The sequence below is a fragment of the Pseudescherichia sp. genome (genome assembly GCF_032052675.1).
Lineage (GTDB): Bacteria > Pseudomonadota > Gammaproteobacteria > Enterobacterales > Enterobacteriaceae > Pseudescherichia.
The window spans coordinates 16,955-31,695 of record NZ_DAMBWA010000015.1 but is presented as its reverse complement, the minus strand read 5'-3'; the positions used below and the strand labels follow the sequence as shown (position 1 = coordinate 31,695).

The window sequence follows — 14,741 nt, the reverse complement described above, 5'->3', positions numbered from 1 at the left end:
CACCCGGCTTCGCATTTAAAGTGACCACAAGAAGCCCCATATATGAAGAATGCAACGTTCTACCTTCTGGACAATGACACGCAGCAGGATGGCTTAAGCGCCGTTGAACAACTGGTGTGTGAGATTGCCGCAGAACGTTGGCGCGCAGGTAAACGCGTTCTGATCGCCTGCGAAGATGAGCGGCAGGCGATCCGCCTCGACGAGGCCCTGTGGGCGCGTCCGGCAGAGAGCTTTGTGCCGCATAATCTGGCGGGCGAAGGGCCGCGCGGCGGTGCGCCGGTGGAGATCGCCTGGCCGCAAAAACGCAACAGCAGCCCGCGCGATCTGCTGATCAGTCTGCGGGTAAACTTTGCAGATTTTGCCACCGCTTTCACAGAAGTGATAGACTTCGTTCCTCACGAAGAAACTCTGAAACAACTGGCTCGCGAGCGCTATAAAGCCTATCGCCTGGCTGGTTTCAACCTGAACACGGCAACCTGGAAATAATGGAAAAGACATATAACCCCCAAGATATCGAACAGCCGCTTTACGAGCACTGGGAGCAGCAGGGCTACTTCAAACCGAATGGCGATGAGAGCCAGGAGAGCTTCTGCATCATGATCCCGCCGCCGAACGTGACCGGCAGTTTGCATATGGGCCACGCCTTCCAGCAGACCATCATGGATACCATGATCCGCTACCAGCGCATGCAGGGCAAAAACACCCTGTGGCAGGCCGGTACCGACCACGCGGGTATCGCCACCCAGATGGTGGTGGAGCGTAAGATTGCCGCTGAAGAGGGAAAAACCCGCCACGACTACGGTCGCGATGCCTTCATCGATAAAATCTGGCAGTGGAAGGCAGAGTCCGGCGGCACCATTACCCGCCAGATGCGCCGTCTCGGCAACTCCGTGGACTGGGAGCGCGAGCGCTTCACGATGGACGAAGGCCTCTCCAACGCCGTGAAAGAGGTGTTCGTTCGCCTCTATAAAGAAGATCTGATCTACCGTGGCAAGCGCCTGGTAAACTGGGATCCGAAGCTGCGCACCGCGATTTCCGACCTGGAAGTTGAGAACCGCGAATCGAAAGGCTCCATGTGGCATATCCGCTACCCGCTGGCCGACGGCGCGAAAACCGCCGACGGTAAAGATTACCTGGTCGTTGCCACCACCCGTCCGGAGACCCTGCTGGGGGATACCGGCGTCGCGGTGAACCCGGAAGATCCGCGCTACAAAGATTTGATCGGTAAATTCGTGGTGCTGCCGCTGGTTAACCGTCGCATTCCGATTGTGGGCGACGAGCACGCGGACATGGAGAAAGGCACCGGCTGCGTGAAGATCACCCCGGCGCACGACTTTAACGACTACGAAGTGGGCCGTCGTCACGCCCTGCCGATGATCAACATCCTGACCTTTGACGGCGATATCCGTGAGAGCGCAGAGGTGTACGACACCAAAGGAAACGAAACCGACGTCTACTCCAGCGAGATCCCGGCTGAGTTCCAGAAGCTGGAGCGCTTTGCTGCCCGTAAAGCGGTAGTGGCTGCCGTTGACGCCCTTGGCCTGCTGGAAGAGATTAAACCTCACGACCTGACCGTGCCGTACGGCGACCGTGGCGGCGTGGTGATCGAGCCGATGCTGACCGACCAGTGGTACGTCCGCGCTGACGTGCTGGCGAAACCGGCGGTGGAAGCGGTTGAGAACGGTGACATCCAGTTTGTGCCGAAGCAGTACGAGAACATGTACTTCTCCTGGATGCGCGATATTCAGGACTGGTGTATCTCCCGTCAGCTGTGGTGGGGCCACCGCATCCCGGCCTGGTACGACAACGAAGGCAACGTCTTTGTTGGCCGTACGGAAGAGGAAGTGCGCCAGGAGAACAACCTGAGTGCCGACGTGGCGCTACGCCAGGACGAAGACGTGCTGGACACCTGGTTCTCCTCCGCGCTGTGGACCTTCTCTACCCTCGGCTGGCCGGAGAACACCGACGCCCTGCGTCAGTTCCACCCGACCTCGGTGATGGTCTCCGGCTTCGACATCATCTTCTTCTGGATCGCCCGCATGATCATGATGACCATGCACTTCATCAAAGATGAAGATGGCAAGCCGCAGATCCCGTTCAAGACCATCTACATGACCGGTCTGATCCGCGATGACGAAGGCCAGAAGATGTCCAAATCCAAGGGCAACGTTATCGATCCGCTGGATATGGTGGACGGTATCTCCCTGGCGGATCTGCTGGAGAAACGCACCGGCAACATGATGCAGCCGCAGCTGGCTGAGAAGATTGCCAAGCGCACCGAGAAGCAGTTCCCGAACGGCATCGAGCCGCACGGCACCGACGCCCTGCGCTTTACCCTGGCGGCGCTGGCCTCTACTGGCCGCGACATCAACTGGGATATGAAGCGTCTGGAAGGCTACCGCAACTTCTGTAACAAGCTGTGGAACGCCAGCCGCTTTGTGCTGATGAACACCGAAGATCAGGATTGTGGCTTCAACGGCGGCGAGATGACCCTCTCCCTGGCAGATCGCTGGATCCGTGCCGAGTTCAACCAGACGGTGAAAGCCTTCCGTGAAGCGCTGGACAGCTTCCGCTTTGATATTGCCGCGGGCATCCTGTATGAGTTCACCTGGAACCAGTTCTGTGACTGGTATCTGGAGCTGACCAAGCCGGTGATGAACGGTGGCTCTGAAGCCGAGCTGCGCGGTACGCGCAACACCCTGGTCACGGTGCTGGAAGGTCTGCTGCGCCTGGCGCACCCTATCATCCCGTTCATTACCGAAACCATCTGGCAGCGCGTGAAGGTGATTGCCGGTAACAACGCCGACACCATCATGCTGCAACCGTTCCCGGCCTTCGATGCCGCCCAGGTGGATGAAGCGGCGGTAGCGGATACCGAGTGGCTGAAGCAGGCGATTGTTGCGGTGCGTAATATCCGCGCCGAGATGAACCTCTCTCCGGCTAAACCGCTGGCGCTGCTGCTGCGCGGCTGCAGCAGCGATGCGGCACGTCGTGTGAATGACAACCGCAGCTTCCTGCAGACCCTGGCGCGTCTGGAGAGCATCACCCTGCTGCCTGCCGATGATAAAGGTCCGGTCTCCGTGACCAAGATCGTCGACGGCGCTGAGCTGCTGATCCCGATGGCTGGCCTGATCGACAAAGCCGCCGAGCTGGAGCGTCTGGCGAAAGAAGTTGCTAAGGTTGAAGCAGAGATTGGTCGTATCGAGAGCAAACTGGGTAACGAAGGCTTCGTGGCGCGCGCGCCGGAAGCGGTGGTTGCCAAAGAGCGTGAGCGTCTGAGCAGCCTGGCCGAAGCGAAAACCAAACTCGTTGAACAGCAGGGCGTCATCAGCGCGCTGTAATCGCGTCCGCCCCTTACCTCTCTGGTAAGGGGCACTTAATCAACAAAGAGCCTCACCATGAATGTTGCAACCGCCACTCAACTGCACATGCGCCGCATCACGCCTGAAGACAACGCGGCCATCGCCGCCGTTATTCGCCAGGTTTCAGCGGAGTATGGCCTGACCGCCGACAAAGGCTATACCGTGGCCGATCCTAATCTTGATGAGCTGTATACCCTCTACAGCCAGCCGGGTCACGCCTACTGGGTGATTGAGCAGGATGGCCAGGTGGTGGGCGGCGGCGGCATCGCCCCGCTCCAGTGCAGCGAACCGGATATCTGTGAACTGCAGAAGATGTACTTCCTGCCCGCCATACGCGGCAAAGGGATGGCGAAAAAGCTGGCGCTCGCCGCGCTGGATCACGCCCGTACTCAGGGTTTTACCCGCTGCTATCTCGAGACCACGGCTTTCCTGAAGGAGGCGATTGGCCTCTATGAGCATCTGGGCTTTGAACACATCGACGGACCGCTGGGCTGTACCGGGCACGTCGACTGTGAAGTGCGGATGTTAAAAGCGCTGGCCTGAGTCAGGCCGGTACGCCGCTGTGAAAACGGAACTCGCTGTCGGGGGTGGCGATCAGCGCCGCCTCCACCTCGCCAAAAAAGCGCACCCGGGGCGTAATATCCTGGGGTGATATCGCCTGGGCCAGCGTCAGGTAGTCTTCGTAGTGGCGCGCCTCGGATCGCAGCAGCGACAGATAGAACCTCTGCAAATCCTCTTCGAGATAGGGCGCCAGGGCGGCAAAGCGCTCGCAGGAGCGGGCCTCGATATAGGCCCCGCAGATCAGCTTATCAATCAGCGTCAGCGGCTCGTGGGTCCGCACCTCCTTCAGCATCCCTTTGGCGTAGCGGCTGGCGGTGATTTTGACGTAGGGAATATTCCGGGCCGTCATCGCCTCGCGCACCTGCCAGAAGTGGTGCAACTCCTCTTTAATCAGCAGCACCATGCTGTCGATCAGCAGGCGGCCCCAGGGATCGTCGGTCTGCGGCATCACGCCCTTACCAATCTGCCGGTGCAGAGCGACAAAATCCGGCTCTGGCCCCTCACGAAAGGTGAAGGCCTCGTAGGGTTTGAGCCACTCAAGCAGCGTATCGCCGCCGCTCTTATCCGCCACGTATTTGCGGACCAGCAGCATTGCCGTCTGCGCAGCCTTCAGCTCGCACACCATATGGTCAGTTAGCAGCAGGGGCAGGTTGGCTGGATCGCGGGCTTTGTCGATCCACGCCTGCGGCGTTGGGCAGTGCAGGAAAGTGTGTATCGGGGAGAGTATCTGGGCGTAGTCCATGACGTTCCTTGCAGTGCGGCAGCAGGCGCTACCGCACGAACAATTAAATCTTATTAATGGCGGGTGCCGTCATCATCTTCGTCGACGTAATCTTCATCGTCTTCGTCATCACCCTCTTCGCCGTTGGGATCTTCGTAGTAGGTGCCCCAACCGTCGTACTCAACGCCAAACTTCTCTGCCAGGGTCATCAGCTGCTCGACCTGAGCGTCGATCAGATCGGCGTTCAGCGCGCACTCGCTCAGAATGTCGCAGCAGATCACCGTGTCACCCTCTTCCACTTCCAGCTCTTCCGGCTCGGTCACCTCATAACCCAGTTTGAACGCCTCTACCGCCACTTTCTCCAGCGTTTCAAAATCGTCAGCGGAGAGATGGTGCTCGATAGTATAGAGCGCATCAGGATCGCTACCGTCCTCCAGCAGCTCTTCAATAATCAGACGGGTCTCTTCACGCTGCTCTTCGAGTAATTCCGGGTTTGCCATAGGTTGTTCCTCATAATGTGCGGCAGATACTCTTATTTTCACATACCGTTGCCAATGCCTCCACTCCTGACGGAAAAGATTTGTTAAACAGGGTTGCAAATGAATATTTAGACATATAAAGTGAATTTTAATTCAATAATTGGCTTGAGCCATGTGAGGGAAACATGTCTGCGTTCTACCAGAAACACTTTTTAAAACTGCTCGACTTTACCCCTGCCGAAATTCACGCTCTGCTCCAGCTCGCCGCCCAGCTGAAAAAAGATAAAAAACAAGGTACTGAAGTACCAAAGCTGACGGGTAAAAACATCGCGCTCATCTTCGAAAAAGACTCTACCCGCACCCGATGCTCTTTCGAAGTTGCCGCCTACGACCAGGGTGCTCGCGTGACTTATTTAGGGCCGAGCGGAAGCCAGATCGGGCATAAAGAGTCAATTAAGGATACCGCCCGTGTGCTGGGCCGCATGTATGACGGCATTCAGTATCGCGGCCACGGCCAGGAAATCGTCGAGGCGCTGGCCGAATTCGCTGGCGTGCCGGTGTGGAACGGCCTGACCAACGAGTTTCACCCAACGCAGCTGCTGGCGGATCTGCTGACCATGCAGGAGCATCTGCCGGGCAAGGCCCTGAGCGAGATGACGCTGGTCTATGCGGGCGATGCGCGTAACAACATGGGCAACTCGATGCTCGAGGCCGCCGCGCTGGTGGGGCTGGATCTGCGTCTGGTCGCTCCCCAGGCCTGCTGGCCAGAAGAGAGTCTGGTAACCGAGTGCAGTGCCCTGGCGCAGCAGAACGGCGGCAGCATTACCCTGACAGAGAATATTGCCGAGGGGGTAAAAGGCGCGGACTTTATCTATACCGACGTGTGGGTATCGATGGGCGAAGCCAAAGAGAAGTGGGCCGAGCGTATCGCGCTGCTGCGCGACTACCAGGTGAACAACCAGATGCTGGCCCTCACCGGCAACCCGCAGGTGAAGTTCCTGCACTGTCTGCCCGCCTTCCATGACGATCAGACCACCCTCGGCAAGCAGATGGCCGAAACCTTTGGCCTGCACGGCGGCATGGAGGTGACCGACGAGGTGTTTGAGTCGCCGAACAGCATCGTGTTCGACCAGGCGGAAAACCGGATGCACACCATCAAAGCGGTGATGGTCGCTACCCTCGCCGAGTAAATAATCCAGGCCGGGCAAGGCGAATGCCGCCGCCCGGCGTATTCTCTATTTCACCAGCAGCTTAACGACGACCTTACGTACCTGAGCCGGATTGCCCACCGCGCACAGCGGCTTATGCACCTCGCCCGGATAGAAGACCACGAAATCGCCTTCGCTCAGCACCACGGTCTTCTCCTGCTCGCCTTCCGGCAGGAACGCGATGTCCTTATCCGCCAGCCAGTCGGTGTCCGGCTTGCCGGCTGGCAGGGTGCTGTAGGTCATCCCCTCCTGGCCTTTCAGTACGATCTGGATATCCAGATAGCGGGCGTGATACTCCGCACGGCGTTTGGTAAACGGCTCGGTCATATCTTCCGAGAGCAGGAAAAAGAGGCGTGAGCCGTCGATATCATGTTTACCGGTCGGCGTCGCGTCGTTAACGTGCTGTTTGACGTACTCAATAGCCTGGGCCAGCTCCTGCGGCAGCCAGGGCTGAAGGTTGTGAATGTTGCCTGTGATCATGCGTAACCCCTCAATATAAAACAGCGTTTCATTTTTTACATTTATACGAGAATTTTGCCTACCCTACCACTGCTTTTTCACGAACCCTTGCGGTAGCGCATATTTATTGCCAAAGAAGTTAAGCTTTTGTTAAACGGCAGAGCAATATTATGCACTCTCGTCGCATAAGCGCTGCTTTATAATTATTCTGTTGAGCAGCATGCTGTTGAAAAACCAGCACTACGCAAAAAAACCTCCGCATGATCACAAATTACTTCACAACAGATCAGCCATTACATCCGCATACTTATTTTACCCTTTACCGCCCGCGCAAATAAAAATTACAACAAAATGAATGCCCATGCATCTTATGAAATAATATGTTTATTTTTCAATAATATAAAAATGGACAGATAGCATGCGGTCGTACACATTATTAACAAATTAAAATATTGCCACGTATTAATGCGTAGCGATGCATCGCGTCAATGCAATAAAAAAATCATTCTCTGACCCACCTCAAATAAACCAAATCGGGTTATTCCATCACTACTTCCTCGTGAACAACGTCACATAATTAATGCAACGGACATCTATTATACCTTCGAAATTCAGAGTAGCTCCGAGCGTTATGAAATAACCCATTTCATGGCCTCCCTCTCTTATTGCCGGAAAACGTAAGGATGAGTTATGGAAAAACACTACGTCGGATCGGAAGTGGGTCAGTTACGCAGCGTAATGCTGCACCGTCCTAATCTGAGCCTGAAAAGACTGACGCCCTCAAATTGTCAGGAGCTGTTATTTGATGATGTATTATCCGTTGAGCGCGCGGGTGAAGAGCACGATATTTTTGCGAATACCCTGCGTGAACAGGGCGTCGACGTTCTGTTACTCACCGATCTCTTAACCGAGACGTTGAATACACCAGACGCCAAAGAGTGGCTGCTGCAAACCCAGGTCTCTGACTACCGCCTGGGGCCCGCCTTCGCCAGCGATGTACGCGGCTGGCTGGCGGATATGCCCCACCGGGAGCTGGCCCGGCGTTTAAGCGGCGGGCTAACCTACGGTGAAATACCGGCTTCGATTAACAATATGGTTGTCGATATTCATACCGCGAATGACTTTATTATGAAGCCGCTGCCCAACCACCTTTTTACTCGCGATACCTCCTGCTGGATATATAACGGCGTCTCAATAAACCCGATGGCCAAACCGGCCCGCCAGCGTGAAACGAATAATCTACGGGCCATCTACCGCTGGCATCCGCAATTCATTAACGGCGACTTTATTAAATATTTCGGCGATGAAGACATTAATTACGATCATGCCACCCTGGAAGGGGGCGATGTATTAGTCATTGGCCGGGGCACCGTATTAATCGGCATGTCTGAGCGCACCACGCCGCAGGGCGTTGAGTTCCTCGCCTCCGCCCTATTTACGCATCGTCAGGCCGAACGCGTTATCGCCGTCGAGCTGCCGAAGCACCGCTCCTGTATGCACCTCGACACGGTGATGACCCATATCGATATCGACACCTTCTCCGTCTATCCGGAAGTGGTGCGCCCGGATGTGCAGTGCTGGACGCTGACGCCGGACGGCCACGGCGGCATCGCCCGCCGCCAGGAGACGACCCTGCTGCGGGCGCTGGAGAAAGCGCTCGGCGTCACGCAGATCCAGCTGATCACCACCGGCGGCGACGCCTTTGAAGCCGAGCGCGAGCAGTGGAACGACGCCAATAACGTGCTGACCCTGCGCCCTGGAGTGGTGATCGGCTACGAGCGCAACGTCTGGACCAACGAGAAATATGACAAGGCAGGGATCACCGTTCTGCCGATCCCCGGCGATGAGCTAGGACGCGGGCGCGGCGGCGCGCGCTGCATGAGTTGTCCGCTGGAACGCGACGCGATTTAAGGCAGGGAGATGAGAATGGAAACGAAGACGAAACCGACCCTCGTCGTCGCCCTCGGCGGCAATGCCCTGCTGAAACGCGGCGAGCCGCTGGAGGCCGCGATCCAGCGTAAAAATATCGATCTGGCAGCCGAGGTGATTGCTCAACTTACCCAGCGCTGGCGGGTAGTGCTGGTGCACGGCAACGGTCCGCAGGTGGGACTGCTGGCGCTGCAAAACAGCGCCTATACCGGCGTTACCCCCTACCCGCTGGATGTGCTGGGGGCCGAAAGCCAGGGAATGATTGGCTACATGCTGCAACAGTCGCTGAAAAACCGGCTTCCCGACTGCGAAGTGAGCGTCCTGCTCACCCAGGTGGCGGTGGATCTCGCCGATCCCGCTCTGAGCAATCCCACTAAATACATTGGTCCGGTTTATGACCAGCCGCAAGCCGACGCGTTGGCTAAAGAAAAAGGGTGGTGCTTTAAGGTCGACGGCAGCTATTTCCGCCGCGTGGTTCCCTCCCCGCAGCCGATGCGCATCGTCGAGCGCGATGCCATTGAAGCCCTTATCCAACGCGACCATCTGGTGATCTGCAACGGCGGCGGCGGCGTGCCGGTAGTGGAGAAGGCGGATGGCTTCCACGGTATTGAAGCGGTGATTGATAAAGACCTCTCCGCCGCCCTGCTGGCACGCCAGCTGGAGGCTGACGCGCTGCTGATCCTCACCGATGCCGACGCGGTCTATCTCAACTGGGGTACGCCAGAGCAGCGCCCGCTCACCGAGGCCACGCCGCAGCAGCTTAGCGGGTTTAGCTTCGACGCCGGCTCGATGGGACCGAAAGTCGCCGCCTGCTGCCGCTTTGTTAAGACCTGTGACGGCATCGCCGGGATCGGCTCTCTGGCGGATGGCCCGGCCATTCTGGCTGGCGAGCGGGGAACCCTGATCCGCAATGTGCCTCTTCAATAAACTTATTAAGGACGAGTTATGAACATCTCTTTAAAAAACCGTAATTTTCTGAAGCTGCTCGACTTTACCCCGGATGAGATCCATTTCCTGATCGACCTGGCGATGGAGCTAAAAGCCGCCAAAAAAGCGGGGCATGAAAAACAGACCCTGTGCGGTAAGAACATTGCGCTGATCTTCGAGAAAAGCTCTACCCGCACCCGCTGCGCCTTTGAGGTTGGCGCGTTCGATCAGGGTGCGCAGGTAACCTACATCGGACCGAGCGGGTCGCAGATTGGCCATAAGGAGTCGATGAAAGACACTGCCCGCGTACTTGGTCGCATGTACGATGGCATTGAGTATCGCGGCTATGGCCAGGCGATTGTTGAGGAGCTGGGAGCGTACGCAGGCGTCCCGGTATGGAATGGGCTGACCAACGAGTTTCACCCCACGCAAATTCTGGCCGATCTGATGACCATGCTGGAGCACGCGCCAGGTAAACGCCTCTCCGAGCTGCGCTTTGCCTACCTGGGCGATGCGCGTAACAACATGGGCAACAGTCTGATGGTCGGCGCAGCCAAAATGGGCATGGACATTCGGCTGGTGGCCCCAAAAGCGTTCTGGCCGGAAGAGGCGCTGGTGGCGCAGTGCCGCGAGATTGCCTGGGAAACCGGGGCAAAAATCACCCTGACCGAGGAGGTTGCAGAGGGTGTCGCCAACGTCGACTTTCTCTACACCGACGTGTGGGTCTCAATGGGTGAGCCCAAAGAGGCCTGGCGCGAGCGCGTCAACCTGATGAAACCCTATCAGGTTAATCAGCAGGTTATTGAGGCCACCGGCAATCCACAGGTGAAGTTTATGCACTGCCTGCCCGCCTTCCATAACGAGCACACCACCGTAGGACGCGAAATCGAGCTGGCCTATGGCCTCAAGGGGCTGGAGGTCACCGAGGAGGTGTTCGAATCCGCCCACTCCATTGTGTTCGATGAGGCAGAGAACCGGATGCACACCATCAAAGCCGTGATGGTAGCGACCCTCGGCGAGTAACCACTCCGGGCGTCGCGACACTGCGACGCCCAAACAGGGAGAGTACCCTATGCGCAGATTCAAATTTCCCTCTGCTTACACCATTCTGTTTATCCTGATCGCGCTTGTTGCGGCGCTGAGCTGGATCGTCCCTGCCGGGCACTACCAGATGGTCATGAACGAAACCCTCGGTAAGGAGGTCCCTGTCGCGGGCACCTATGCGCACGTTGCAGCCCATCCGCAGGGGATCGTATCCGTTATTATGGCCCCCATCAGCGGCCTGTACGACCCCGACACCGGCCAGGCCGGGGCGATTGATGTCGCGCTGTTTGTGCTGATCATCGGAGGATTTCTGGGGATCGTTAATAAAACCGGGGCCATTGACGCGGGGATTGAACGCGTCACGAAGAGGCTGAGCGGCCGCGAAGAGTGGATGATCCCGATCCTGATGGGACTCTTTGCCGCCGGTGGCACCATTTACGGCATGGCGGAAGAGTCGCTGCCTTTCTACACCCTGCTGGTGCCGGTCATGATGGCGGCGCGCTTCGACCCGCTGGTGGCCGCCTCAACGGTACTGCTGGGGGCGGGCATCGGCACCCTCGGCTCAACCATCAATCCCTTTGCGACGGTGATTGCCGCCAACGCGGCGGGCATTCCCTTTACGACCGGCATCTGGCTGCGCGTGGCGCTGCTGGTGGCGGGCTGGCTTATCTGCGTCGCGTGGGTCATGCGCTATGCACGCCAGGTACGCCAGGATCCCAGCCGCTCCGTCGTGGCGGATAAGCAGGAGGAGAACATCGCCCACTTCCTGGGCGGCAAGCGCCAGCAGGATCTGGCCTTCACCGGTACGCGCAAGCTGATCCTGGTCATCTTCGCCCTCGCATTTGCGGTGATGATCTACGGCGTGGCGGTGCTGGGCTGGTGGATGGGGCAGATCTCCGGCGTCTTTCTCGCCGCGGCCATTATCACCGGCCTGCTGGCCCGTATGAGCGAGGAGGAGCTGACCTCCACCTTTATTGACGGCGCGCGGGATCTGCTTGGGGTGGCGTTAATCATCGGCATCGCCCGCGGCATCGTGGTGGTGATGGACAAGGGCATGATCACTCATACCATTCTGCACAGCGCCGAGGGGCTGGTGAGCGGCCTCTCCAGCATAGTATTTATTAACGTCATGTACTGGCTGGAAGTCGTGCTCTCTTTCCTGGTGCCCTCCTCCTCCGGGCTGGCGGTACTGACGATGCCGATTATGGCCCCGCTGGCGGACTTTGCCCGCGTCGATCGCGATCTGGTGGTCACCACCTATCAGGCCGCCTCCGGCATTGTCAATCTGGTTACCCCGACCTCGGCGGTGGTGATGGGCGGGCTGGCGATTGCTCGCGTGCCTTACGTCCGCTATCTGAAGTGGGTCGCGCCGCTGCTGCTGCTGCTGACCGTGCTGATCTGCCTGATATTAAGCCTCGGCGCGCTGCTTTAACGACAACAGGGAGGAAAGAGTATGAAGGACTATCGCGACTGCTCCGCCAAAGAGCAACTGCAGCTGGCCGCCTGCCGCCGGCTGGTCACCGAGAAGAGCTACCTGTCCCAGGAGGCGATCCGCCGGGACCTTCAGCGCCACGGCTTTGACACCATTAGCCAGTCTACGGTATCGCGCCTGCTGAAGCTGCTGGGCATCATTAAGATCCGCAATGCCAAGGGGCAGCGCATCTATGCCTTTAACCCTCAGCTGCGCCCGGCGCCGGATGCCGCGCGCTGTCTCTCTGATATGGTTCTTAAGGTCGAGCACAACCGCGAGTTTATTCTTATTCATACTGCCGCAGGCTATGGGCGAGCGGTGGCCCGGATCCTCGACTATCACGCCCTGCCTGAAATCCTCGGCGTAGTGGCAGGCAGCAGCATCGTTTGGGTCGCCCCGCGCGATATACAGCGTACCCCGCAGGTACGCAACCGCGTTAACCACCTGCTAAAAATGCATTTATATGCAAAATAACCGTTTGCTTCGAATAATTAGCGCATCGATCGCTTGATTCGCCTTATGAGCTGAGTATAATCGCGGACAATTTGCCGGGAGGAAGCATGGTCAAGTCCGTTCGACACACTGTCTCACCGCGCCTGAAAGAGGGCGCTGACCTGCCGTTTTTCTTCCCGCTGCTCACCCATTTCTATAGCCCCTCTTTTGAGGGGCTTTTTTTTGCGCAGACGTCAGGAGATAGCTATGACTAATCCGCTCTATCAGAAACATATCATTTCCATAAACGATCTCAGTCGCGAAGAACTGGAACGCGTGCTGGAGACCGCTGCCAGCCTGAAGGCTAACCCGCAGCCGGAGCTGCTGAAGCACAAAGTGATCGCCAGCTGCTTCTTTGAAGCCTCTACCCGTACCCGCCTGTCGTTTGAGACCGCGATGCATCGCCTGGGCGCGAGCGTGGTCGGCTTCTCCGACAGCAGCAACACTTCGCTGGGTAAAAAAGGCGAGACCCTGGCGGACACCATCTCCGTTATCAGCACCTACGTGGACGCCATCGTGATGCGTCATCCGCAGGAGGGCGCGGCGCGGCTGGCCACCGAGTTCTCCGGCGGCATTCCGGTGCTGAACGCGGGCGACGGCGCAAACCAGCATCCGACCCAGACCCTGCTCGATCTCTTTACCATCCAGGAGACTCAGGGCCGGCTGGAGAACCTCAACATCGCGATGGTGGGCGACCTCAAGTATGGCCGCACCGTTCACTCGCTGGCTCAGGCATTGGCGAAGTTTAACGGCAACCGCTTCCTGTTTATCGCCCCCGATGCGCTGGCGATGCCGCAGTACATTCTCGATATGCTGGATGAGCGCGGTATTGCCTGGAGCCAGCACGCCACCATTGAAGAGGTGATCCCGGAGGTGGATATCCTCTACATGACCCGCGTGCAGAAAGAGCGTCTGGATCCGTCCGAATACGCCAACGTGAAGGCGCAGTTTGTCCTGCGCGCCAGCGACCTGCATAGCGCCCGCAGCAATATGAAGGTGCTGCATCCGCTGCCGCGCGTCGATGAGATTGCCACCGACGTGGATAAGACGCCGCACGCCTGGTATTTCCAGCAGGCAGGCAACGGTATCTATGCGCGGCAGGCGCTGCTGGCGCTGGTGCTCAAACGAGATTTGGCCTAACAGAGGGGGAAACGAGATGACACACGATAATAAACTGCAGGTCGAAGCGATTAAGCGCGGTACGGTGATCGATCATATTCCGGCGCAGGTGGGCTTTAAGCTGCTGACCCTGTTTAAGCTGACCGAAACCGACCAGCGGATCACCATCGGTTTGAACCTGCCTTCGGGCGAGATGGGCCGCAAGGATTTAATCAAGATCGAAAACACCTTCCTCACCGACGAGCAGGTTAACCAGCTGGCGCTCTATGCCCCGCAGGCGACGGTGAACCGCATTGATGACTATGAGGTGGTAGGCAAATCGCGGCCTAATCTGCCGTCGCGCATTGAGGCAGTGCTGATCTGCCCCAACAGCAACTGTATCAGCCATGCGGAGCCGGTGTTCTCCAGCTTTGCGGTGAAGCAGCGCGCCAACGACATTGCCCTGAAGTGCAAATATTGCGAAAAAGAGTTTTCGCATACGGTGGTGCTGGCGCACACCCGTTAATTCAGATTGGTCATCGCCTCCGCGCTGCCTATAATGGCGCGGAACCTCAATACCATTCGCTTTCAGGAGAAATCATGACAAAAATCATCGCGACGGAAAATGCACCGGCAGCCATTGGTCCTTACGTTCAGGCAGTCGATCTCGGCAATATGATCCTGACGTCCGGCCAGATCCCGGTCGATCCAAAAACCGGCAGCGTGCCGGAGGATATCGCCGCCCAGGCGCGCCAGTCGCTGGATAACGTTAAGGCTATCGTGGAAGCCGCTGGCCTGAAGGTGGGCGATATTGTTAAGACCACGGTGTTTGTGAAAGATCTCAACGATTTCGCCACCGTTAATGCCACCTATGAAGCGTTCTTTAACGAGCATCAGGCTGCCTTCCCGGCGCGCTCCTGCGTTGAAGTGGCCCGTCTGCCAAAAGACGTGAAGATTGAGATCGAAGCGATCGCCGTACGTCGTTAATCA

The 14,741-nt window shown here is 57.7% G+C and carries 17 protein-coding genes; 14 read left to right on the top strand and 3 right to left on the bottom strand.

What is annotated here, in order from left to right; translation table 11 throughout:
- Window positions 1–42: 42 nt before the first annotated feature.
- From holC to RTX96_RS17530, 3 genes are read left to right on the top strand one after another with little or no spacing between them, the layout of a single operon-like run.
- Window positions 43–486 (top strand): DNA polymerase III subunit chi, encoded by a 444-nt coding sequence (gene holC, locus RTX96_RS17540; RefSeq protein WP_312269727.1) that lies wholly within the window; start codon window positions 43–45, stop codon window positions 484–486.
- A complete protein-coding gene (locus RTX96_RS17535; RefSeq protein ID WP_312671662.1) occupies window positions 486–3,341 on the top strand; it encodes a valine--tRNA ligase in 2,856 nt (951 codons plus the stop codon). The genes holC and RTX96_RS17535 overlap by 1 nt, the downstream gene beginning before the upstream one ends.
- A 57-nt stretch (window positions 3,342–3,398) precedes the next feature.
- Window positions 3,399–3,905 (top strand): GNAT family N-acetyltransferase, encoded by a 507-nt coding sequence (locus RTX96_RS17530; RefSeq protein ID WP_103818569.1) that lies wholly within the window; start codon window positions 3,399–3,401, stop codon window positions 3,903–3,905.
- A gap of 1 nt (window position 3,906) precedes the next feature.
- Here RTX96_RS17530 and miaE read toward each other — a convergent pair whose 3' ends face one another.
- Window positions 3,907–4,665 carry a tRNA isopentenyl-2-thiomethyl-A-37 hydroxylase MiaE gene (miaE, locus tag RTX96_RS17525; protein WP_409418572.1) on the bottom strand — a complete coding sequence of 253 codons (759 nt, stop codon included), beginning with the start codon at window positions 4,663–4,665 and terminating at the stop codon, window positions 3,907–3,909.
- A 53-nt stretch (window positions 4,666–4,718) separates the two neighbouring features.
- Window positions 4,719–5,144, bottom strand: coding sequence for a ribonuclease E inhibitor RraB (gene rraB, locus RTX96_RS17520; RefSeq protein WP_103818571.1), 426 nt, complete (start codon window positions 5,142–5,144; stop codon window positions 4,719–4,721).
- Between the two features lie 120 nt (window positions 5,145–5,264).
- Here rraB and RTX96_RS20865 point away from each other — a divergent pair, with 120 nt between their 5' ends.
- Together RTX96_RS20865 and argF (RTX96_RS17515) are read left to right on the top strand one after the other, a co-directional pair.
- On the top strand, window positions 5,265–5,339 hold the full coding sequence (locus RTX96_RS20865; RefSeq protein ID WP_238085486.1) for a hypothetical protein: 75 nt from the start codon (window positions 5,265–5,267) through the stop codon (window positions 5,337–5,339).
- Window positions 5,309–6,313, top strand: coding sequence for an ornithine carbamoyltransferase (gene argF / locus RTX96_RS17515; RefSeq protein WP_312671661.1), 1,005 nt, complete (start codon window positions 5,309–5,311; stop codon window positions 6,311–6,313). The genes RTX96_RS20865 and argF (RTX96_RS17515) overlap by 31 nt, the downstream gene beginning before the upstream one ends.
- Window positions 6,314–6,358: 45 nt before the next feature.
- On the opposite strand, the gene RTX96_RS17510 is transcribed toward argF (RTX96_RS17515), so the two are convergent.
- Window positions 6,359–6,811 (bottom strand): YhcH/YjgK/YiaL family protein, encoded by a 453-nt coding sequence (locus RTX96_RS17510; RefSeq protein WP_312671660.1) that lies wholly within the window; start codon window positions 6,809–6,811, stop codon window positions 6,359–6,361.
- A 669-nt stretch (window positions 6,812–7,480) separates the two neighbouring features.
- Here RTX96_RS17510 and arcA point away from each other — a divergent pair.
- The 9 genes from arcA to ridA all read left to right on the top strand — a co-directional run bounded on the left by arcA (window position 7,481) and on the right by ridA (window position 14,738).
- On the top strand, window positions 7,481–8,701 hold the full coding sequence (arcA, locus tag RTX96_RS17505; RefSeq protein WP_312671659.1) for an arginine deiminase: 1,221 nt from the start codon (window positions 7,481–7,483) through the stop codon (window positions 8,699–8,701).
- 15 nt (window positions 8,702–8,716) lie between these two features.
- Window positions 8,717–9,646 carry a carbamate kinase gene (gene arcC, locus RTX96_RS17500; RefSeq protein WP_312671658.1) on the top strand — a complete coding sequence of 310 codons (930 nt, stop codon included), beginning with the start codon at window positions 8,717–8,719 and terminating at the stop codon, window positions 9,644–9,646.
- 18 nt (window positions 9,647–9,664) lie between these two features.
- Window positions 9,665–10,669 carry an ornithine carbamoyltransferase gene (gene argF, locus RTX96_RS17495; RefSeq protein WP_312671657.1) on the top strand — a complete coding sequence of 335 codons (1,005 nt, stop codon included), beginning with the start codon at window positions 9,665–9,667 and terminating at the stop codon, window positions 10,667–10,669.
- Window positions 10,670–10,718: 49 nt separating this feature from the next.
- Window positions 10,719–12,122, top strand: coding sequence for a YfcC family protein (locus RTX96_RS17490; RefSeq protein ID WP_312671656.1), 1,404 nt, complete (start codon window positions 10,719–10,721; stop codon window positions 12,120–12,122).
- 21 nt (window positions 12,123–12,143) lie between these two features.
- Window positions 12,144–12,635, top strand: coding sequence for an arginine repressor (locus RTX96_RS17485; RefSeq protein WP_103818578.1), 492 nt, complete (start codon window positions 12,144–12,146; stop codon window positions 12,633–12,635).
- A gap of 86 nt (window positions 12,636–12,721) precedes the next feature.
- Entirely contained in the window at window positions 12,722–12,868 is a 147-nt protein-coding gene (locus RTX96_RS17480) for a pyrBI operon leader peptide (protein WP_409418571.1), read from the top strand.
- Complete coding sequence (gene pyrB, locus RTX96_RS17475; RefSeq protein ID WP_312671655.1) at window positions 12,861–13,793, top strand: aspartate carbamoyltransferase; 933 nt, start codon at window positions 12,861–12,863, stop codon at window positions 13,791–13,793. The genes RTX96_RS17480 and pyrB overlap by 8 nt, the downstream gene beginning before the upstream one ends.
- 16 nt (window positions 13,794–13,809) lie before the next feature.
- A complete protein-coding gene (gene pyrI, locus RTX96_RS17470) occupies window positions 13,810–14,277 on the top strand; it encodes an aspartate carbamoyltransferase regulatory subunit (RefSeq protein WP_103818580.1) in 468 nt (155 codons plus the stop codon).
- A gap of 74 nt (window positions 14,278–14,351) precedes the next feature.
- On the top strand, window positions 14,352–14,738 hold the full coding sequence (gene ridA, locus RTX96_RS17465) for a 2-iminobutanoate/2-iminopropanoate deaminase (RefSeq protein ID WP_042388394.1): 387 nt from the start codon (window positions 14,352–14,354) through the stop codon (window positions 14,736–14,738).
- Window positions 14,739–14,741: the final 3 nt, after the last annotated feature.

What these genes read in the sequence shown, in the direction of transcription:
- holC (WP_312269727.1), top strand. Translation starts at nt 43, where the DNA reads ATGAAGAATGCAACGTTCTACCTTCTGGACAATGACACGCAGCAGGAT.
- RTX96_RS17535 (WP_312671662.1), top strand. Translation starts at nt 486, where the DNA reads ATGGAAAAGACATATAACCCCCAAGATATCGAACAGCCGCTTTACGAG.
- RTX96_RS17530 (WP_103818569.1), top strand. Translation starts at nt 3,399, where the DNA reads ATGAATGTTGCAACCGCCACTCAACTGCACATGCGCCGCATCACGCCT.
- miaE (WP_409418572.1), bottom strand. Translation starts at nt 4,665, where the DNA reads ATGGACTACGCCCAGATACTCTCCCCGATACACACTTTCCTGCACTGC.
- rraB (WP_103818571.1), bottom strand. Translation starts at nt 5,144, where the DNA reads ATGGCAAACCCGGAATTACTCGAAGAGCAGCGTGAAGAGACCCGTCTG.
- argF (WP_312671661.1), top strand. Translation starts at nt 5,309, where the DNA reads ATGTCTGCGTTCTACCAGAAACACTTTTTAAAACTGCTCGACTTTACC.
- RTX96_RS17510 (WP_312671660.1), bottom strand. Translation starts at nt 6,811, where the DNA reads ATGATCACAGGCAACATTCACAACCTTCAGCCCTGGCTGCCGCAGGAG.
- arcA (WP_312671659.1), top strand. Translation starts at nt 7,481, where the DNA reads ATGGAAAAACACTACGTCGGATCGGAAGTGGGTCAGTTACGCAGCGTA.
- arcC (WP_312671658.1), top strand. Translation starts at nt 8,717, where the DNA reads ATGGAAACGAAGACGAAACCGACCCTCGTCGTCGCCCTCGGCGGCAAT.
- argF (WP_312671657.1), top strand. Translation starts at nt 9,665, where the DNA reads ATGAACATCTCTTTAAAAAACCGTAATTTTCTGAAGCTGCTCGACTTT.
- RTX96_RS17490 (WP_312671656.1), top strand. Translation starts at nt 10,719, where the DNA reads ATGCGCAGATTCAAATTTCCCTCTGCTTACACCATTCTGTTTATCCTG.
- RTX96_RS17485 (WP_103818578.1), top strand. Translation starts at nt 12,144, where the DNA reads ATGAAGGACTATCGCGACTGCTCCGCCAAAGAGCAACTGCAGCTGGCC.
- RTX96_RS17480 (WP_409418571.1), top strand. Translation starts at nt 12,722, where the DNA reads ATGGTCAAGTCCGTTCGACACACTGTCTCACCGCGCCTGAAAGAGGGC.
- pyrB (WP_312671655.1), top strand. Translation starts at nt 12,861, where the DNA reads ATGACTAATCCGCTCTATCAGAAACATATCATTTCCATAAACGATCTC.
- pyrI (WP_103818580.1), top strand. Translation starts at nt 13,810, where the DNA reads ATGACACACGATAATAAACTGCAGGTCGAAGCGATTAAGCGCGGTACG.
- ridA (WP_042388394.1), top strand. Translation starts at nt 14,352, where the DNA reads ATGACAAAAATCATCGCGACGGAAAATGCACCGGCAGCCATTGGTCCT.